This is a genomic window from Mesorhizobium sp. B2-4-6, from assembly GCF_006442775.1.
Lineage (GTDB): Bacteria > Pseudomonadota > Alphaproteobacteria > Rhizobiales > Rhizobiaceae > Mesorhizobium.
Map to the genome: position 1 here is coordinate 704,220 of NZ_VFVI01000001.1, position 20,308 is coordinate 724,527.

The 20,308-nt window shown below is 64.1% G+C and carries 17 protein-coding genes; 12 read left to right on the forward strand and 5 right to left on the reverse strand.

Annotated elements, in window-relative coordinates; genetic code table 11:
* Positions 1–690: a GntR family transcriptional regulator gene (locus FJ957_RS03425; RefSeq protein ID WP_140828556.1), complete on the reverse strand. Its 690-nt coding sequence runs from the start codon at positions 688–690 to the stop codon at positions 1–3.
* Positions 691–853: 163 nt separating this feature from the next.
* On the opposite strand from FJ957_RS03425, the gene FJ957_RS03430 reads away from it, so the two are divergent.
* From FJ957_RS03430 to FJ957_RS03465, 8 genes are all read left to right on the forward strand, one after another.
* On the forward strand, positions 854–2,230 hold the full coding sequence (locus FJ957_RS03430) for an aspartate aminotransferase family protein (RefSeq protein ID WP_140828558.1): 1,377 nt from the start codon (positions 854–856) through the stop codon (positions 2,228–2,230).
* Between the two features lie 254 nt (positions 2,231–2,484).
* The gene (gene torT, locus FJ957_RS03435) at positions 2,485–3,543 is read left to right on the forward strand and encodes a TMAO reductase system periplasmic protein TorT (protein ID WP_140828560.1); all 1,059 of its coding nucleotides are present in this window, start codon (positions 2,485–2,487) and stop codon (positions 3,541–3,543) included.
* Between the two features lie 109 nt (positions 3,544–3,652).
* Positions 3,653–5,140: a sugar ABC transporter ATP-binding protein gene (locus FJ957_RS03440; RefSeq protein WP_140828561.1), complete on the forward strand. Its 1,488-nt coding sequence runs from the start codon at positions 3,653–3,655 to the stop codon at positions 5,138–5,140.
* A complete protein-coding gene (locus FJ957_RS03445) occupies positions 5,137–6,162 on the forward strand; it encodes an ABC transporter permease (RefSeq protein ID WP_210239792.1) in 1,026 nt (341 codons plus the stop codon). The genes FJ957_RS03440 and FJ957_RS03445 overlap by 4 nt, the downstream gene beginning before the upstream one ends.
* Positions 6,159–7,148, forward strand: a complete 990-nt coding sequence (locus FJ957_RS03450; RefSeq protein ID WP_246685761.1) for an ABC transporter permease — start codon at positions 6,159–6,161, stop codon at positions 7,146–7,148. Before FJ957_RS03445 ends, FJ957_RS03450 begins: the two co-directional genes overlap by 4 nt.
* A 26-nt stretch (positions 7,149–7,174) precedes the next feature.
* Positions 7,175–9,235 (forward strand): hydantoinase/oxoprolinase family protein, encoded by a 2,061-nt coding sequence (locus FJ957_RS03455; protein ID WP_140828563.1) that lies wholly within the window; start codon positions 7,175–7,177, stop codon positions 9,233–9,235.
* Between the two features lie 26 nt (positions 9,236–9,261).
* Complete coding sequence (locus FJ957_RS03460; RefSeq protein ID WP_140828565.1) at positions 9,262–11,055, forward strand: hydantoinase B/oxoprolinase family protein; 1,794 nt, start codon at positions 9,262–9,264, stop codon at positions 11,053–11,055.
* Positions 11,056–11,264: 209 nt separating this feature from the next.
* Positions 11,265–12,176 (forward strand): DMT family transporter, encoded by a 912-nt coding sequence (locus FJ957_RS03465; RefSeq protein WP_140828567.1) that lies wholly within the window; start codon positions 11,265–11,267, stop codon positions 12,174–12,176.
* Positions 12,177–12,208: 32 nt separating this feature from the next.
* Here FJ957_RS03465 and FJ957_RS03470 read toward each other — a convergent pair whose 3' ends face one another.
* The 4 genes from FJ957_RS03470 to FJ957_RS03485 are packed head-to-tail and all read right to left on the reverse strand — an operon-like array spanning position 12,209 to position 15,563.
* The gene (locus FJ957_RS03470; RefSeq protein WP_140828569.1) at positions 12,209–12,910 is read right to left on the reverse strand and encodes an RraA family protein; all 702 of its coding nucleotides are present in this window, start codon (positions 12,908–12,910) and stop codon (positions 12,209–12,211) included.
* Positions 12,910–14,025: a mannonate dehydratase gene (locus FJ957_RS03475; protein ID WP_140828571.1), complete on the reverse strand. Its 1,116-nt coding sequence runs from the start codon at positions 14,023–14,025 to the stop codon at positions 12,910–12,912. The genes FJ957_RS03470 and FJ957_RS03475 overlap by 1 nt, the downstream gene beginning before the upstream one ends.
* 2 nt (positions 14,026–14,027) lie before the next feature.
* Positions 14,028–14,813, reverse strand: a complete 786-nt coding sequence (locus FJ957_RS03480) for a glucose 1-dehydrogenase (protein ID WP_140828573.1) — start codon at positions 14,811–14,813, stop codon at positions 14,028–14,030.
* A gap of 12 nt (positions 14,814–14,825) precedes the next feature.
* Positions 14,826–15,563: an FCD domain-containing protein gene (locus FJ957_RS03485; RefSeq protein WP_140828575.1), complete on the reverse strand. Its 738-nt coding sequence runs from the start codon at positions 15,561–15,563 to the stop codon at positions 14,826–14,828.
* A 186-nt stretch (positions 15,564–15,749) separates the two neighbouring features.
* Between FJ957_RS03485 and uxuA the strand changes: the two genes are divergently transcribed.
* From uxuA to FJ957_RS03505, 4 genes are all read left to right on the forward strand, one after another.
* Positions 15,750–16,934, forward strand: a complete 1,185-nt coding sequence (uxuA, locus tag FJ957_RS03490; RefSeq protein ID WP_140829528.1) for a mannonate dehydratase — start codon at positions 15,750–15,752, stop codon at positions 16,932–16,934.
* A 121-nt stretch (positions 16,935–17,055) separates the two neighbouring features.
* Positions 17,056–18,198 (forward strand): extracellular solute-binding protein, encoded by a 1,143-nt coding sequence (locus FJ957_RS03495; RefSeq protein ID WP_140828577.1) that lies wholly within the window; start codon positions 17,056–17,058, stop codon positions 18,196–18,198.
* Complete coding sequence (locus FJ957_RS03500) at positions 18,198–19,049, forward strand: IclR family transcriptional regulator (RefSeq protein WP_140828579.1); 852 nt, start codon at positions 18,198–18,200, stop codon at positions 19,047–19,049. The genes FJ957_RS03495 and FJ957_RS03500 overlap by 1 nt, the downstream gene beginning before the upstream one ends.
* Before the next feature lie 26 nt (positions 19,050–19,075).
* Positions 19,076–20,107 (forward strand): sugar ABC transporter substrate-binding protein, encoded by a 1,032-nt coding sequence (locus FJ957_RS03505; protein ID WP_140640355.1) that lies wholly within the window; start codon positions 19,076–19,078, stop codon positions 20,105–20,107.
* Positions 20,108–20,308 lie beyond the last annotated feature (201 nt).

Consider the following 20,308-nt stretch of genomic DNA (forward strand, 5'->3'; position numbering starts at 1 on the left):
TCAGCCCGCCTTGGCCGTGCCGGCGGCGCGCCTGCTGAACATTCGTTCGAGAATCACGTTTCCACCCTCGGTGATGTCGGCGATGATCGCACGTTCGGCGGCATCGGCATCTTTCCTTTCGACCGCGGCGAGCACTGCGTGGTGATTGTCGATCATGGTCCTGCCGCCTTCATGATAGGATTCCGCAATCAGGGGGCCCATCTGCAACCACAGCCGGTTCAGGATGCCTCGCAGCACCACCATGTCGCCGATGTCTGCAAGCGCGAAGTGGAAGGTCTGGTTGAGCTCCAGCCCTTCGGTCCAGTTCCTCTCGGCGATAGCACTCTCGTTGCGGGCAATCAGATCGCGCAGCCGCTCGATATCCCCGGCCGTCGCCTTGAGCGCGGCCTCGCGCGCGGCGAGACCTTCGAGCTTCAGCCTGATCTGGCGGATCTCCCGATAGCGTTCCAGCGTGATGATGGGCACGCGCACCTCGCGCGCCGATTTCTGCACCAGCGCCTCGTCCTGGATCAGGCGCAGGATCGCATCCCGCACCGGCGTGACGCTGGTTCCGAGCGACTGTGCGAGGTCGCGGATGGTCAGCCTGGCATCCGGAGCGAAGCGTCCCTTGACCAGCGCCTCGGCGACGCGCGCATAGACGGTCTCGCCGAGATTTTCGCGCTCGAGCGTTTCGAAACTGAAGCTCGCCATGCCGTTCCCGTCCCGCTTTCTTGCTGTCGGCCCAAAAGGGCTTGACAGTATATCTTATAAGAAACATGATGCATCAAACAGCATAATGCAAGAGGGAACTGCAACCCTTGGACGAGGGGAGGCAGGGCAATTCCCGCTTGGACGCCTGCAGACAGGAGCCGTCATGGACGCCAGACCGAATTCCCCCGAAGCCCGCGATATTCGCTACCACCTGCATGGCTATACCAATGCCCGCAAGCACCAGGAGGCGGGTCCGCTGGTCATCGAAAAGGGCGATGGCGTCTATGTCGAAGACATTTCCGGCAACCGCTACATCGAAGCGATGGCGGGCCTGTGGAGCGTCGCCGTCGGCTTCTCGGAAAAGCGTCTGGTGGACGCTGCGACAAGGCAGATGTCGAAGCTGCCCTTCTATCACGACTTCGGCTCGAAGGCGCATTCGCCGCTGATCGACCTGGCCGAGCAGTTGGTGCAGATGGCGCCGGTGCCGATGAGCAAGGCCTATTTCACCAATTCCGGTTCTGAGGCCAACGATACCGCGATCAAGATGATCTGGTATCGCTCGAACGCGCTCGGCCAGCCGGCGCGCAAGAAGATCATCAGCCGCAAGCGCGGCTATCATGGCGTCACCATCGCCTCGGCGAGCCTGACCGGGCTGCCCAACAATCATCTCTCTTTCGACCTGCCGATCGCCAATATCCTGCACACGTCGACGCCGCATCATTGGCGCGACGCCCAGCCCGGCGAGAGCGAAGAGCAGTTCTCCGCGCGGCTCGCCGACGACCTGGAAAGACTCATCCTTGCCGAGGGGCCTGAAACGATCGCCGCCTTCATCGGCGAGCCGATCATGGGCGCCGGCGGAGTGGTCGTTCCGCCCGCCGGCTATTGGGAAAAGATCCAGGCGGTGCTGTCGAAATACGACATCCTGCTGGTGGCCGACGAGGTCATCTGCGGCTTCGGCCGCACCGGCGAGATGTTCGGCTCGCAGACCTTCGGCATCAAGCCCGACATCATGGTGCTGTCGAAGCAGATTTCCTCCTCCTATCTGCCGATCTCGGCGCTCATCATCAACGACAAGGTGTTCGAGCCGATCGCCGACGAGAGCGACCGCATCGGCACCTTCGGCCATGGCTTCACCGGCGGCGGTCATCCGGTCGCCGCGGCCGTGGCGCTGGAGAACATCAAGCTGATCGAGGAGCGGGACCTCGTCGGCAATGCGCGCAAGGTCGGCGCGCATCTGCAGGCGCGGCTCAACAAGCTCGCCTCGCATCCACTGGTGGGCGAGGTGCGCGGCGTCGGTCTCATCGCCGCCGTCGAGCTCGTCGCCGACAAGGCAACCAAGGCGCCTTGGGGCAAGCCGGCGGCGCTCGGCGCGCTGGTCAACGGCTTTCTGCAGCAGAACGGCGTCATCTCGCGCAATATGGGCGACGCGATCGCTTTCTGTCCGCCGCTGATCATCACCGAGGCGCAGGTCGACGCTTTGGTCGATGCTTTCGAGCGTTCGCTCGACGCCGCCCTGCCGCAGGTTCGGGCGCAGGGCTAAGCCAGCCTATCGCAGTCGAAACGCCCTGTCGGGTGACGGCCCATCACACATTGACACATAAGATATAAGATGTAAGTTGTGAATTGCGCGATCGAAATAAGCTGAATGGATACATTCATACGAAATTCAGCGTTTGAAGTTTGAAATGCCAACGAAGAAGTGGCAGATTGGATACAAAACTGATCGGCTGAACCGGTCGATCGGGTAGATAACTCCAGGCCCTCCAAGGGCAGCTGTTCAAATGGGAGACTGATATGAGTGGATTGAAGAAGTCACTGGCTTTGGCGCTGTCGGCGACGGTGCTGTCGGCCGGAATGGCGCATGCCGCCGACTGGTGGCCGTTCAAGATCGCTTCGGCGAAGGATGGCGACCTCAAGAAAGTAGGAGAGATCGAATACAAGCCGCTCGACAAGGCAGAGAAGCCCTGGAAGCTCTGCGTGCTCTTCCCGCATCTGCAGGACAGCTATTGGGTGTCGGTGGACTACGGCATCGTCGAGGAGGCCAAGCGCCTGGGCGTCAAGGTGACGGTGCTGCAGGCGGGTGGATACACCGCGCTGCCGAAGCAGATCTCGCAATATGACGACTGCGTTGCCGCGGGCGCCGACGCCATCCTGATCTCGGCGATCTCGGAAGCCGGCGTGGCCGCCAAGATCAACGAGGGCATGGGCAAGGGCATCGTCAACATCGCCGTCGCCAACCCTATCCTCGATACGCCGATCACCGCCCGCATCACGCCCGACTTCTACCAGAAGGGCTTTCAGACCGGCGAGTATGTGAAGAAGTTCCTCGGCGACAAGCAGGGCACCGCCGTGGCGTTCCCGGGCCCGCAGGGCAGCGGCTGGGCCGAGACCTACATGAACGGCTTCCGCGACAGCACCAAGACCGGCAATATCAAGCTGGTCGGCGAAATGTTCGGCGAGGCCAGCGTGCCGGCGCAGCTCAAGCTGGTCGAGGACGCGCTGCAGACCCATCCGGACGTCAACGTCATCTGGGGCGGCGCGCCGACAGCGGAAGCCGCGATCGGCGCCGTCGCCGACGCCGGCCTGAGCAACGTGACCATCATGTCCTCCTACGAGAACCAGACCATGCTGAAGGCCGTCAAGGACGGCTCGGTGCTGGGCTTCGCCACCGAGTATCCGGTCATCATGGGACGCATCGGCGTCGACCTCGCGGTTCGCGCGCTGGAAAAGAAGGATCACGAAAAGGTCCTGCTGGTTGCCCCCGGCATCGTTACCAAGGACAATGTCGACAAGATCGACACAACCCAGATCTTCGCGCCGGACAGCTGGCGCCCCGAGTTCTCGGTCGAATAGTGTAGCCGCTTACGCGGCCCGCACATCGCGGTTGGATCGCGATTCTCCCGGCCTGGCCGCTTCGTCGGAAGCGGTCAGGCGACTTAGCTCGCCAGCCTTGGGTTTTTGGATGCTGGAAGTTACAGGATTCACTAAGAGATTCCGCGGCATCGCCGCGCTCGACAATGTCGACTTCTCCCTCAATGAGGGCGAGGTCCACGCGCTGCTTGGTGAAAACGGCGCCGGCAAGTCGACGCTCATCAATCTCATCGCCGGCACCTTCCCGTGGGCGGAAGGCGTCTACCGCATCAATGGCCGCACCATCACCAGCCTGACGCCGCAGGTGGCGCAGGAGATCGGTATCGCCGCCGTTTTCCAGGAATTCAGCCTGGTGCCCGACCTCACAGTGGTCGAGAACATCTTTTTAGGCCGCGAGCAGTCGTCCGGTCTGTTCCTCAAGCGCAAGCAGATGCGTCAGGCGGCGGCGGAGCTGCTGGACAGCCTCGGCTTCCATCTGCCGCTCGACGAGAAGGTCGCCTTCCTGTCGCGCGCGCAAAAACAGATGGTCGAGATCGCCAAGGCGCTGCGCATGCGGCCGAAGGTGCTGATCCTCGACGAACCGACCGCGTCGCTTACCGACGGCGAGGCGGAGAAACTGTTCAACGCCGTGGCGCTGCTGAAAGCGCGCGGCGTCGGCATCATCTATGTCTCGCATCGCATGAGCGAGATCCGCAATCTCTCCGACCGCGTCACCGTGCTGCGCGGCGGCAAGAAGATCGGCACCGTCGTGACCGCCGAGATTTCGGACGAGGGGCTGATCGAGATGATGGTCGGTCGTCCCGTCGAACAGCTGTTTCCGAAGATCGAGCACAAGCCCGGGGCAGTCAGGCTCGAGGTACGAGATATCACGACGGAAAAGCACTCGGTCATTGGCGCGTCCTTCACGGCGCGCGCGGGCGAGGTGGTCGGTCTCGCCGGTCTCGTCGGCTGCGGGCGCAGCGAGCTCTGTCGCGCCGTCTTCGGCCTGGAGGCCATCGAGGCGGGCGCGATCATGCTGGGCGACAAGGCGGTCGAGTGGCCGACGCCGACGTCGATGCTCGCCGCCAATGTCTGCTATTTCCCGGCCGACCGCGGCTCGGAGGGGTTGGCGCTGGCGCGCTCGGCGCGCGAGAACGCAACCATGAGCTCGCTCGACCTGCCGGAACTGTCGTTCGGGCCGGTGCTGAAATTCTGGCGCGAGAACGAGACGATCAAGACGCCGCTCGCCAATCTTGCGCTGAGACCCATGGCGCCCGAGCGCAAGGCGTCCGCCTTCTCCGGCGGCAATCAGCAGAAGCTGATGCTGGCGCGCGGGCTGATGAAGCCGTTCGACGTCTACCTGTTCGACGAGCCGACCGTCGGTATCGACGTCGGCGCCAAGGCCGATGTCTACAACCTCATCAAATCGCTGGTCGAGGCCGGAGCCTCGGTCGTGGTCTCGACATCCGAATTGCCGGAGCTGATCAATCTCGCCTCGCGAGTCTATGTCATGCATGAAGGCAAGGTGGTCGCCGAGCTTGCCCAGCATGAGCTCAGCGAAGCCCAGGTCCTGTCGCATTATTTCGGAGGGCGCGCATGAGCTCGGAAACGGCGACCATGACCGTTGCCAACGCGCCATCGCATCGCGCCAGCCGGCTCGACCGCTTCCTCATGCAAGGCGGCATCGTCATCACCTTCCTGGTCGTGGCGGTGGTCGCGACCGCGCTGATCGAGCCGCGCTTCCTCAACCGGCTCAACCTGCTCAACATCATGCGCAATTTCGCGCTGCTGCTCATTCCGTCGCTGGCGCAGATGCTGGTGATGACGGCCGGCGGCTTCGACCTCTCCGTCGGGGCGGTGGTGGCGGCGACCTCGGTGGTGACGGCTGCCGTGATGCTGGTCGGCAGCGGCTATTTCCCGGGCATGGAACTGGTGGTCATCCTTGCCTCGCTGGTCATCGCGCTCGGCGCCGGCGCGCTTGTCGGGCTGGTCAATGCCGGGCTTGTGGCGACCTTCTCGCTCTCGCCCTTCATGGTGACGCTGGCGATGATGTCGGTGCTGATGGGCATCGCGCTCTATTTCACGCAAGGCATCCCGATCTACGGTGTGGCCGACTCCTTCATCGTCAATATCGGACGCGGCCAGTTCCTGGGCCTGCCGATCGTGCTCTGGGTCGGGTTGGCGGTGCTTGCCGCCTGCATCGTCATGCAGCGCTTCACCGCGCTCGGCCGCCATATCTATGCGGTGGGCAGCGACCAGCGCTCGGCGCGCTTGTCGGGTGTCTCCACCGGCCGCACGCTGATGGCGGCCTATATGCTTGCCGGCCTGCTCGCCGCGCTCACCGGCTTCCTGATGACGTCGCGGCTCGGCTCCGGCCAGTCGACGATCGGCGGAACCCTGGCGCTCGAAACCATTGCCGCCGCAGTCATCGGCGGCGTCTCGCTGCGCGGCGGCGTCGGCCGCGCAGAACTGGTGGCGCTCGCAGCGCTGTTCCTGTCGGTCATCGCCAACGCGATGAACCTGGTGCAGGTCGACAGCAAGTACCAGACGCTGGTGCTCGGCGCCGTTTTGATCATAGCCTTGGCCATCGAACGGCTTCTGCTGAGGAAGCGGCAGTCATGAGCATGGAGGCCAAGACGCAACCGATGGCTCAGAGCCCCGGCCTTTCGCTGAAAGCGATCTTGCGCGCGGCGCGCCTGCCGATCGCCATTGTCGTTGTCCTCATCCTCTTCGGCCTGGTCGAGCCGCGTGTTCTGTCCCTCGGCAATTTCCGCAACATCGCGCTGCAGGCGAGCTATCTTGCGATCTTCGCCATGGCGCAGACCATGGTGCTTCTGACCCGCGGCTTCGATCTTTCGCTCGGCTACACCGTCTCGCTGGTCAGCGTCGCCGCCTCGATGGCGATGGTGGCAATGGGCGGTGGCGATGTCTCGATCCTCTATGGCGTCGGCGCCGCGGTGCTGATCGCCGGTGCGATCGGCCTCGCCAACGGCGTGCTGATAGCCGGCATCGGCATCAACCCGCTGGTGACGACGCTCGGCATGGCCAACATGGTGCTGGCCTTCGCCTCGACGATCAGCGGCGGCTTCCCCGTCACCGGCCTGCCGAAGAGCCTCACCGCCGAATTCGCGCAGGGATCGCTGCTCTCGATTCCGATGCCGATCTGGATTGCCGCCCTGGTATTCATGCTCTTGTTCCTCGTGCTCAAGGCGACGCGCTTCGGCCGCAGCCTCTACATCATCGGCGCCAATCCAAGGGCGGCGGTCGCGGCGGGCATTCGGACCGTGCCGGTGCTGGTGCTGGCCTACACGCTATGCGCGCTGCTTGCCGCGCTCGGCGCGCTTCTGCTCACCGCGCGCACCGGCTCGGGTGAGCCCAATCTCGGCGGCAATCTCACATTGGAGGCGATCGCGGCCGCCGTGGTCGGCGGCGTGCGCCTCTCCGGCGGGGAGGGCGGCGTGGGCGCGGCCGTGCTCGGCGCGCTGTTCGTCACCGTGCTCTCCAACGGCATGAACCTCGTCCAGATCGACGGCTATCTGCAGCAGATCTGCCTGGGCGTCATCATCATCGTCAGCCTGATCGTCAATCGCGACGAAGCCAGGCGCTGATACTCCAACCTCTTCGGGAAGCTCGTATGGCCTATCAAGTTTGCATCGATATCGGCGGCACCTTCACCGACTGCCTTGTCTCGAACAGCAAGGGCGAGATCGCCATCTTCAAGTCGCCGACGACGCCCGGCGAATTCGAAAAAGGCTTCATCAACGTGCTGCATGTCGCGGCTGAGGGCTACGGCCTGAGCGGCGCCGATTTCATGAAGCAGATCGACCTCGTCGTGCACGGCTCGACCGTGTCGACCAACGCGCTGGTCGAGCGCAAGACGGTCAAGGTCGGCCTCATCCTGACCGCCGGTCACCAGGACATACTGGTGTTGCGCGAAGGTCCGCGCAAAGGGGCTTTCCAGTGGCGGCTGAACTATCCCGATCCCTATGTGCCGCGCCATCTCACCAAGACGGTCGCCGGCCGCATCGATGCGCGCGGTCGCGAGCTCGCGCCGCTTTCGTTGGATGACGTGCGCAAGGCCGCCGCCGAGTTTCGCGGCCTCGGCGTCGAGGCGATCGCCGTCGGCCTGCTGTGGTCGGTGGTCAATCCGGCGCATGAGCTCGCCGTGCGCGAGGTCCTGAACCAGGAGTTGCCCGGCATCCCGGTGACGCTCAGCCACGAGATCAACCCGATGCCGCGCGAGTACAAGCGCATCATCGCGGCCGCGATCGATGCTTCCATCAACCCGATCGTGCGCACCTATATCGAGAAGCTGAAGACGGCGCTCGACGAGGAAGGTTTCGAGGGCGAATTGCTGCTTGCCAACTGCGTCGGCGGTATGATGCCGCTGGCCGACATGATCCGCAAGCCGATCTACAGCGTGATGTCCGGCCCGACGCTGGCGCCGATGGCGGCGCTGGCGCTTTCCGACGAGCCTGACATCATCGTCGGCGACATGGGCGGCACCACGTTCGACGTCTCGGCGCTGCGCGACCACCAGATCATCGTCACGCCGGACAGCATGATCCATGACGATTCACTCGGCATTCCCAAGGTCGATGTGCGCTCGGTCGGCGCCGGCGGCGGCTCGATCGCCTTCGTCGACGAAGGCGGCCTGCTGCAGGTCGGCCCGCGCAGCGCCGGTGCCCGGCCGGGTCCTGCCTGCTACGGCCAGGGCGGCACCGAGCCGACAGTGACGGACGCCAATGTCGTGCTCGGCATCGTCGATCCCGATTACTTCCTCGGCGGCAAGATGCAGCTGAAGCGCGAGCTGGCGGAGGCGGCGGTCGACAAGATCGCGACGCGGCTCGGCGTTTCGCGCGAGGAGGCGGCCTACGCAATCTACACCACCTCCAACCACAACATGGTGGCGGCGATCGAAGAGATCACGGTGCGCGAGGGCATCAATCCGCGCGACTCTTTCTTCGTCTGCGGCGGCGGCGCCACCGCCATCCACATCGCCGAGATGGCCGATATCCTCGGCTTGAAGCGCTACATGGTGCCGCGTTTCATGGCCGGCCTCAGCGCTTTCGGCGGCCTGATCTCCGACATCCGCTCCGAAGAGAGCGCGGTGCTGCTCACCTCCGATGCCGGCTTCAACGTCGCCGGCGTCAACGATGCGCTGAAGCGGCTGAAGCAGACCGGCAACAACTTCCTCGCCGAAGCCGGCGTCGCGGTGGAGAACCGTCAGTTCGAGTTCTCCTTCCTCGGCCGTTACGAATACCAGTCCTTCGAGATCGAGGTGCCGTTCGAGGCCAAGGACGGCGTGGTCGATGAGAGCGATCTGCCGGCTCTGGTCGAGGCCTTCCACAAGATGCATGAGCGCATCTATTCGATCCGCGCCGACAACGACGTCGTCGAATTCACGGCCTGGAAGCTGCGCGCCATCGGCAAGCGCTCCGGCCAGGACATCTGGCAGAAGAACACGCTGCCCGACCAGATCGGCGCCATCGACCTGAAGGCCAGGCGCGGTATCTACCAGCAGGAGAGCGGGCGTGTCGAAACGGTGCCGGTCTATGAACTTGCGCAGTTGCGCGCGGGTGCGCAGGTTGCCGGCCCCTGCCTGGTCGAGGCCGAGACCTTCACCGCCTATCTCAAGGACCAGCACCAGGGCCAGATCGACCGTTACGGCAATCTCGTCGTGAACATCGTCTAGTCAAATCTACACAAGGGAACGATCCTATGGACTCCATCAACAGGCTCGAACTCGACATCGCGGAGCGGCGGGTCGACCCCTTCCTGATGTCGGTGCTGAAAAGCCGCTTCGAGGCGATCGTGCGCGAGATGACCCTGGTCGTCATGCGCGCCAGCCGCTCGGCCGTGATCAAGAACGCGCGCGACTTCTCCTGCGCCATCTTGACCTACGATCATCGGCTGGTCTCGGTCGAGGACGCGCTGCCGATCCACGTCATGTCTATGGACATGGCGACGCGGCCGCTGACCGACCTGTTCGACGACATCACGAAAGGCGACATCTTCCTCAACAACTGCCCCTACACCGGCGGCACCCATCACGCCGACCTGATCATGGCGATGCCGGTGTTCTTCGAGGGCGAGCCGCTGTTCTGGGTCGTGGCGCTGTCGCACCACGCCGACACCGGCGCGCCGGTGCCGTCGACCTATCTGCCCTTCGCCAAGAACATCTTCGAGGAGGGGATGCATTTCCCTTGCGTGCGCGTCGCGCAGAATTACGAGGAGAAGAAGGACATCCTGCGCATCGGCACGATGCGCAACCGCGTGCCGGACATGTGGCTGGGCGACGTGCGCGCGCAGATCGGCGCCTGCCGCACCGGCGAGCGCCGCATCGGCGAATTGTTCGCCCGCTACGGCCGCGCCACCATCCTCGGCTTCGTCGAGGACTGGTTCGACTACGGCGCGCGCTGCGCCAAGGCGGCGATCGCCAAGCTGCCGGCCGGCAGCTACAGCTACGAAACGCGCCACGACCCGGTGCCCGGCGTCGCCGACGAAGGCATACCGGTCAAGGTGACGATCAATGTCGATCCGGAGAAGGGCGAGATCGTCGTCGACGTGCGCGACAACATCGACAATGTGCCGGGCGGGCTCAATCTGTCGGAGAATACGGCAACAGGTTCCTGCCGCATCGGCGTCTTCAACAATCTCGACGAGAGCATTCCGCACAATGAGGGCGCGAAGTCGCAGATCAAGGTGCTGCTGCGCGAGGGAAGCGTCGTCGGCAAGCCGAAATATCCGGTCGGCACTTCGGTCGCCACCACCAACGTCAACGACCGCCTGATGATTGCCGGCAATTGCGTCTTCTCGCGCATGGGCGCCCCTTACGGCCAGGCCGAAAGCGGCTCGCACCTGCCGGCCGGCGTCGGCGTCATCTCCGGCGAGGATCCGTTCAAGCACGGCAAGTCCTATGTCAACCAGGTTTTCGTCGGCTATGCCGGCGGCGGCGCTCGCCATGGCTTCGATGGCTGGCTGACCTATTGCGGCCCGGCCAATGCCGGCCTCATTCAGCTCGACTCGGTCGAGGTCGACGAGTCGATGTATCCGATCGTCATCGAGCGCCGTGGCGTGCTGCCTGGATCGCAGGGTTTCGGCGAGTTCGAGGGCGCGCCGGCGACCGGCGGCGTCTTCTATCCGCTCGACCACGACATGACGATCGTCTACGCCGCCGACGGCACCAGCTTCCCGCCACGCGGCGTGCTGGGGGGCGGCGACGGCAAGGAGAGCGAGACGATCAAGCTCCGGGCCGACGAGAAGATCGTGTTGCCGGCCTTCAGCGAAGAGACGATCGAGAATGGCGCCCGTATTGAGTTCACCGCCTGCGGCGGCGGCGGTTACGGAGACCCGCTGAAGCGCGATCCGAAGCGTGTCGCGGCGACCGTCAATCGCGGCTGGCTGAGCCGCGAGGATGCCGAGACGGTCTACAAGGTGGTTCTGGTCGATGCCGACGAGCCTGGCCTGCTCAAGGTCGACGAAGCCCGTACAGCCGCCCTCAGAACGGTTTGACTCCGATAGAGCGTTTCACCGTTTCACGGAAACGGCGAACCGCTCTATCCCTTTGTTTTTACGCAATTCCGGACGGAAGGTTACGGCGAAAACGCCGAACTTAACCGCTCACACTTTTCCTGGAATTGCCTAGGCGCGGAACAGGTCCGCGAGAGACCTCGAATTCGCGGTCGGTGGTTGGAGAGGGAGCGCCTGCCCGGCGGTGTGCGATGCATGACGACCGACCCGTGCCGAGCAGCGGCCTGCCACCGATAGACGCTGCTCTTCTGTTCTTGGCAGCGGCGATCTACGGCGGCATCTTTCCGGTCAACCGGCTGGCCGCCGAAGCGCAATGGCCGCCTGTGGGTTTCGCCTTCGCCCAATCGCTCGCGGCAGGCGTGATCCTGGCCTTGGCGGCGGCAGCGGCCGACGGTCGGTTCGCCGTCAACGCCGGGCAGATGCGCACGTATCTGATCATGGGCGGCCTGGTGGTTGGCCTGCCGATCGGCATACTGGTGTCGGCCGCTCCGCATGTCGACGCCTCGGTGCTCACTCTGGTGCTTTGCCTATCTCCCATATTCACTCTCGCCATCGGCGCGCTGGCGGGCCTTGATCGCTTCGATTGGCGCACTTTCGTTGGCATGATGCTCGGAGTGGCCGGCGTGGCTGTCCTCGCGCTGCCCGGTGTAGGCGTTGTCGGCTCGGAAGGCATCGTTTGGTTTCTGGTGGCTCTCATTGCCCCGGTCATGTTTGCTGCCGCCAACAACTGCGCCAAGTGGCTGCGCCCCGAAGGCGCGTCCTCCGTAATGATGGCGGCCGGAACATTGTTGGGAGGGGCTGTCGTTGCCGGCGTTGTCATGCTTGCGCTCGGCGGTGCGGCGTTGCCTTCCGAGTGGACGGGCAGGGCCGCGATGCCGCTCGTTCTGGCGACGGCGATCAATGCCGTCTTCTTCGTCCTGTTCTTCGTATTGGTCGCTCGTATCGGGCCGACGCGCTTTTCGGTCTTCAACTATCTGGCCGTGGCCGCCGGCATCCTCTGGAGTCTGGCCGTCTTCGACGAACGGCCGGCCGCCTCGTTCTGGGTGGCCCTGTTCCTGATGCTCGCAGCCATGTACCTGGTGCTGTCGCGCAAGCCCGACTGATCGTCCGGTTAAAGTTGATCGGCCATGACCGCTCACATGATGCCGAAGGTCTTGTAGGCATCCACCGCGCTCATCCCTTCGCGGATCGCCTTGGCGACGCGTTTTTCTCCGCGGACTTTTTCGAGGGCCAGGCGCACCACCTCTTCCTCGACTTCAGCGGGGATAACGAGGACGCCTTCCTTGTCGCCGAACAGCAGCGTTCCCGGCTCTATACGGACCCCGCCGATCTCGAGCGCGCAGCGATAGTCTATCACCTTGCCGCGCATGCCCTGGTCCTGCGCGTAATAGCCGGTGCAGAAGCAGGGAAATCCCAGCGCCTTGATGGCGTCCGTGTCGCGGGCGAAACCGTCGACCAGGGCGCCGCGCGCGCCAAGGATCTTCGCACGCGTCGACATCAACTCGCCCCACAGCGCGTAGCGGGGCGAGGCGCCGCTGGCGACGTAGATCTCGCCGGGCTTCAAATCGTCGAGCGCTTCGAACATCAACCCGAACGGCTTGCTCATCAACGGGTTGTGCGTCGGTCCGTTGGACGGAAAGATATCGGTCTCGAGCACGGGCATGGCCCTGCCAAGCAATCGCGTGCTTTCGTCAACGGGCCTGAATACCGGCGGCAGGAACTGATGCTGCAGCCCCAGCGTGTCCATCACGTCGCCGACGACCGCGACGAAGAGCTCGTTCTCGAACAGGCGGTACATTTCGGCGTCGTCGGCATAGAGGCGCGTCGATCTGGTCATCAGGCATGCATCCGTATGTCGGTGGATTGAATGGTCCGCGAAGGTCCCAGCGCCGCGGCATTCTGCACCAGCGCGCGCATATAGCCGAGCGCGAAAGCCTTCCCTGCGTGCCAGGGCGCGTCGCAGGACATCTCCGGCGTATGATCGGGGATGAGGACGCCCTCATAGTTTTCGTCGCGCAAGATACGGACGATCTCGGCCATGTCGATGTCGCCGTCGTCGACGAAGGTCTCGTGATAGTTCGGCACCTTGCCGCGCACGTTGCGGAAATGGATGTAGCCGATGCGCTTGCGTCGGGCGAAGCGCCGGACATGCCCGTAAATCTCGTCGGCGCCCGGCATTTCCTGCAGCGAGCCGAGACAGAGCTCCAGCCCGTTGGATGGTGAATCGACGATGTCCATCAGCCGGTCGTATTTCTCCGGCCGGTTGACGAGCCGCGCCGCGCCCCGCAGCGCTTCGGCCGGCGGGTCGTCCGGATGGGCGGCAAGCACCACGCCGGCTTCCTCGGCTACCGGAACGACTTCCCGCAGGAAGGCGCCGAGCCGCTGCCAGAGCTCGTCGCTGCTCACTCTCACCGGTTCCACGCCCGGCCGGCCGGCGCGGTAGCGCATGTTCCAGACGACGCCGTCGGGGAGGGGCAAATCGGGGTCGATGGCCGCAAGGTCGAGCCCAACCGACATCGCCTCGCCGCGCGCGAAGGGCCCGCGCGACCAGCCCCAGACACCGGCGATGGAGAAGTTGTAGCCGATGCACGGGATGCCGGCGCGGCCGGCATCGCGGACAAGCCGCTTCAGTCCTTCGATCTGCTTCGTCCTGTCGGGACCATCGAGCAAAATGTCGGACCAGAAGCGCGGCGAGAAATTCTCGATCGCGGCGATTTCCAGCCCGTTGCCGCGCACGGTCCTGACCAGGCCAGCGAAGTCCTCATAGTTCCACAGCGCATCGATGGAGCAATCGCCCCAGCCTTCCGTCTCGCTGCCGGCCGACAGCGAAGGATCGCGGCCGCGAAAATAATTGGTGAGGTGGGCGACGATGTGGGTGGCGCCCGCCTGGCGGGCGAAGCGGAAATTGTCCGGTGTCAGCGACTCCCGGTAAAGGCCAAGACCGATCTTCATGGTCATTTCACGCCGATGCCGGCGGTCAGGCCGCCGTCGATCTTGTAGTCCGCGCCGGTGCAGAAGCCGGCCTTCGAGGAGCACAGAAAGGCTATGAGCTCCGCCACTTCCTCGGGTTCGCCGATGCGGCCGAGCGGATGGGCCGCGCCGAAGCGCCTGTAGGCTTCCTCGACGTCGGCATCGCTGCCGTTTTCGCCACGCGCGGCTTTCTCGAGGATCGGCGTGCGGATCGAGCCCGGGCTGACCGAATTGACCCTGATGCCGGCGGCCGCGTAGTCGAGCGCCAGCGAACGCGTCAGCGTTTGGATGGCGCCTTTGGTGGTGGCATAGGCGGCGACGTTCTGCTGGCAGGCGAAACCCTGAACCGAGGCAACGTTGACGATGGCGCCGCCGCCGCGCTTGATCATTTCCGGGATGCCGAAATGGGCGGTCAGATAGATCGAGCCGACATTGACCGTCATCGCCTTGTTCCAGGTTTCCCAGTCGGTCGTCGTCGCGGTTCCATAGGGATGGACCGCCGCCGAATTGACGATCACGTCGAGGCCGCCGAAGCGCTCGACGCCGGCAGCGACGGCGTCGCGGACCTGGTCTTGCACGGAGACGTCGGTGTCCACGACCAGCGTGTCGGCTCCTGAGCTTCCCAGCTCCGCTCGCATCGCGGCATTGGCCGAGCGATCGATGCCGCAGGCGACGATCGCGGCGCCGCCGGCGGCAAGGCGCCTGGCGGTCGCGAGACCAATCCCGGTCGTCCCGGTCACCAGCGCGACCTTGCCTTCAAAATCCTTCATTGCGGGAACTCCTCAGTCATTGTCGGAAGCCGGTTCTTCCGGCAGGAATCTCAGGGCGAAATCGAGATGGCGGCTCACCAGGTAGGCGTAAGCCAGCCTGTCGCGTGCGCGGAGCGCGGCGATAATCTCGCCATGCGCGGCGCGGGTGTCGGCCAGCACCGGGCGCATTTCCTTGCCGATGGTCATGATCCGCAGGATCACGGGCGACAGGAAGGAATACATGTCGGTGAGCATGCGGTTGCCCGCCAGCCCGATCAGAGCCATGTGGAAATTGAAGTCGTTCTCGGCGGCTTCCTCGATCGAGCGGCTGTCGACGATCCGGGCATTGATCTCGTCGAGCGCCTCGATCTGCTCGCTCGTGGCATTGAGCACGATGTGGTCGCCGATGCCGACCTCGATGATGCGGCGAAAACCCTGGATGTCGGCGAAGGACGAGCGCGAGACATCCATGTGGGCGGCGAAGAAATTCTGGATGGCGATGCTCTGCCCATTGGCGAGCACCGCGCCGACGCGCGGCTTGGGCTCGATCAGCCCGTAGGTGCGGATGGTGCGCAGCGCCTCGCGCACGGTGTTGCGGCTGGCGCCGGTGATCTCGCTGAGCTCGCGTTCCGTCGGCAGCACATCGCCGACATTGAGCTGTCGCGCGCGAATAAGGTCGAGGATCCGTCCTGCCGCGGTGTCGACCGCGGAGCTGCCGCCGGCGCGGCGGGCGGTGACATTGTCGCGTACGGCCTGAGGGTTTTCCGACATCGATCCTCCCAATTGTTGGACCAGAATATCCTAAGGTTCAGGGAAAACAACCAAATTTGGCCGCATCTTGTCCAATTTTCTGCAGTCAGCTGGTGAGAGCAGCCGCTTGTGAGTGCCAAAGTTTTAATTTGACTCTGATTGTGGTCCAACAATAAATTCCTCGACTTCTTGGAGAGGAAAGTGGCAATGGAACAATGCTGGCGCTGGTATGGTCCGGACGACCCGGTGACACTCGATCATGTCAAACAGGCGGGGGCGACGGGCGTGGTCTCGGCCCTGCACGGCATCTATGACGGGCGTGTCTGGCCGCTGGAAAACATCCTCGAGCGCAAGCGCATCATCGAGGCGGCAGGACTGACCTGGTCGGTGGTCGAGAGCATTCCCGTCCACAACTCGATCAAGATCGGTTCGCCGGAGCGGCTCCGTTATGTCGGCTTCTACAAGGATACGATCCGCGCGCTGGCGAAGGCCGGCATCGCGACGATCTGTTACAATTTCATGCCCGTGGTCGACTGGACCCGCACGGATCTGGCCTACCGCTTGCCGACGACGGGTTATGCGCTGCGCTTCGACGCGATCGATTTCGCGGCCTACGACCTGTTCGTGCTGAAACGCGAGAATGCGCGGGACGGCTATACGCCCGCCCGCATCGCCGAGGCAGAGTCGCGGTTTAAGGAACTCGGCGCGGAGAAGATCGACAGGATCGAGCGCAACCTCATCGCCGGCCTGCCCGCCACCGAGCGCGCCTACAACCGCGACAGCTTTCGCGAGGCCTTGGCTGACTATGATGCGATCGGGCCGAAGGAATTGCGCGAGAACCTGGCCTGGTTCCTGCGCGAGATCATTCCGGTGGCCGAACAGGAAGGGGTGCGCATGTGCATCCATCCCGACGATCCGCCATTCTCGCTCTACGGCCTGCCGCGCATCGTCTCGACCGCCGAGGATGCGCGCTTCATCCTCAATGCCGTCGACAGCCCGGCCAATGGCCTGACCTTCTGCACCGGCTCCTACGGCACGCGCGCCGACAACGATATCGTCGCCATGGTCAAGGAGTTCGCCAGCCGCATCCATTTCGTCCATCTGCGCAACGTCACCATCGAGGATGACGGCTCGTTCCACGAGGCCGAGCATCTCGAGGGCGGCACCGACATGGCGCATGTCATCCTCGCGCTGATGCAGGAGGAGGCGCGCCGCCGCAAGGAAGGCCGCGCCGACTGGCGCATCCCGATGCGGCCGGACCACGGGCACCTCCTCGCCGACGACATCGGCAAGGCCAGGATCAATCCCGGCTACTCGCTGATCGGCCGGCTCAAGGGTCTCGCCGAGTTGCGCGGCATCATGCGGGCCGTCGAGCGGTTCGGGCTGGCTTGAGGCCGCAGCCAGGAAGAGGATCGCTATTTTGCGTATGTAAAAACTATTTGCCCAGGTAAAAATACCTGCTACTGGTTTGCGGGCAGGGCACGTGCCCGGTTCCAGGGAGGAATTGCCGGATATGACAAGACTGCGCGGTCTTGCGTGGGATCATCGACGTTGCTGGGGTCCGCTGGAAGCCAGTGTGGCGCCGTATCGCGCCGCCAATCCGGGCCTGGAAATCGAGTGGGACCGCCGCAGCCTCTATGAATTCGGCGAGGGCGCGCTCGGTCCTGTGCTCTCGACCTACGATCTGGTGGTGTTCGACCATCCCTTCATCGGCGACATCGCCCAGGACGAGCTGATGGTGCCGTTCGACGCTTATCTGTCGGCGGAGCAGTTCCGCTTCTTCGAGCAGGATTCCGTCGGTCCGTCCTGGCGGTCCTACGAGAAGAACGGGCGCCAATGGGCACTGCCGATCGATGCCGCCTGCCACGTCGCCTCGTATCGCCCGGACCTGCTGGAGCGCTACGCGCCTGTGCCCCGCACGCATGAAGAGGTGGCGGCGCTCGGCCGGCTGGCGCGCAAGGATGGCAAATGGCTCGGCCTGCCTTTCGTGCCGACGGACGCCATGTGCCTGCTACTGACGCTTGGCGACCCACAGGAGGACGGCGAGCAATTCATCGCGCCGGACATGGTCGAGCAGGCCATCGGGCAATTGCGCGAGCTTGCGGCGCTGTCGCATCCGAACTCGTCCGGTTGGAATCCGATCCGCTGCTACGACCACATGGTCGCGCATGACGACGTCGTCTATGTGCCGTTCGCCTTCGGCTATGTGAACTATGCGGCGAAGACCGACAGGCCTTATCTGCGCTTTGCCGACGTGCCTACCGCGCGATCGGCCGGCGCGCTGCTCGGCGGCGCCGGCATCGGCGTCAGCGCCCAGTCGAAGCACAAGCAGCAGGCGATCGACTACGCCCTGTTCCTGTGCTCGCCCGACTATCAGCGCGGCGACTATGTGAAGTCGGGAGGACAGCCGGGATCGCTGGCAGCCTGGAAGGACGCCGAGGTCAATCGTCTCTCCGGCGATTTCTTCTCCTCGACATTGCGCACGATCAGCTCGTCCTATCTGCGTCCGACACATCCAGGCTTCATCGCCTTCTTCCGCGAATGCGCGCCGCGCGCAGCCGCGGCCATAGCCGGCGACATCGGCGCCGCGGAGCTCGCCGAGCACGTGAACCGCCTCTACCGCGAAACCAGGCAACCGCAACGGAGCGTTGCGTGATGGCTGCCGGTATTGCCGAAACGCTCGAGGAAAGCGAAAGCGGCCGCAATGGATATCGCGTGCCGGCGGTGGAGAAGGCGCTCGACGTGCTGGAGTTCATGGCCTCCAGCGCCGATGCGATGACCCAGACCGAGATCGCGACCGGCCTTGGCAGGTCCATCCACGAAATCTACCGCATCCTGCTTTTGCTGGAGAAGCGCGGCTACATCTTCCGCACGCAATCGGACCGCTTCCGGCTGTCGCTGAAACTGTTCGAGTTGGCGCATATGCATCCGCCGGTGAACAGGCTCGTCGAGTCCGCGCTGCCGGTGATGCGCGAATTGACCGCCAATGCCGACCAGAGCTGCCACCTTGTGGTGCGCGAAGGGCAAAACGCGCTGGTGGTGCTGCAGATCGATTCACCGCTGCCGATGCGCTATTCGGTTGCGCTCGGATCGCATTTCCCGATCCTGGAAACCAGTTCCGGCGCCGTGCTGCTCGCCCACTCCAACCGGGCCGAGCGCGACCGCATCGTCGAGCGCATCGTCGCCGCCGGCGAAGGCCAGGGAACGCGCGGGGAAATCGAGGCACGGTTGAACGAGGTGGCCAAGCTCGGCTACGAGATGCGCGCGTCGCTGGCCGTCGAGGGCTGCACCAACATCTCCATGCCCGTGCGCGACCATGTCGGCGCCGTCATCGCCGCGCTCACGGTGCCACTGCTGCCGCAGAAGGCGGCGCGCTTCGACCGTCAGACCGTTTTCGAACGAACCCGGACAGCCGCCGAGAAGATATCGGCCGCGCTCGGCTGGGGCGAAGCCAACAGCTCTTCACGTGCCGACCCGGAACGGCGGGATTACCCGTTCAGCGACTGAGACAAGCGAAAACCTGGGAGAGAAAAATGCACTGGTCCAAATCAATCCTGCTCGCATCCGCGGCCATGCTGGCCATCGGCGCGGCGGCGGCGCATGCCGAGAACATGCCCAAGCACATCGGTTACGTCACCAACTACGCCACGCATGAGTGGTACCAGAACGTCATCAAGGGCATGAAGGCGCACGGCAAGGAATTGGGGATCGAGGTCGAGGTGCAGGACGCCAATCTCGATATAGCCAAGCAGGTCGCCGCGGCCGAAGACTTCATCGCCAAGGGCGTCGACGTGCTGATCATCACCCCGGTAAATGAGGAAGGCGTGGTGCCGCTACTGCGTCAGGCCAAGGCCGCCAACATCCCGGTGGTGCTCGAGGGCAACCCGGTCAAGGGCATGACCACGATGGTCGCCATCTGCGACTACGACACCGGCTATTTCTCCGGCGTCGAGGCGGGCAAATATGCCAAGGAGAAGCTCGGCGGCGTCGCCAAGGTGATGAATGTCGGCCTGCCGTTGCTGTCGGCGACGGTGCTGCGCTCGCAAGGCTTCATGGACGGGCTGAAGACCATCGTCCCCGACGCGGTCATGGTCCACGACCTTGACGGCGGCGGTAATCCGGATCGCGCGCTTGAAGTGTCGTCGGCCGCACTCGCCAAGAATTCCGACATCAACATCATCTACGGCATCAACGATTCGTCCTCGCTGGGCGGCCTGCAGGCATGGAAGGCTGCCGGCAAGTCGCAGGACGGCCTGCTGACGGTCGGCACCGGCGGCGAAGGACTTGCCTTCATCAACGCCATGCAGAACGAGCCGTCCTACCGCATCGAGGCCGCCATGTTCCCGGAAAAGGAAGGCTTCACGACCATCGACGCGGCGGTCAAGCTGTTCAACAACGAGCAGGTGCCGGAGCACATCGTCAGCCCGACCGCGCCGATGACTGGCGACGAGTGGAAGAAATACTATGATTATGACGGCACGACCCGCACCATCAAATGGGACGCCGTCAATGCGCTGCAGCCGCCGGCAAAGTGCATGAAGACCTCGGCCGACCTGAAGAAATAGGTCGATCGACACGGTCCTTCCCGCGTCGCGGGAAGGACCGCCAGCCAGGCGCCGACGGCCAGCGAAGACACGGCGTCGGTGCCTGGCCTTAGAGCCGGATGATTTCAGGTCTGTTCGACCTGAAATCTGAATCCGTCTCTAAATCCGAGAGATAGAGCATGATGTCGTCCGAAAACCGCTTCACACTTTTCGGTATCATGC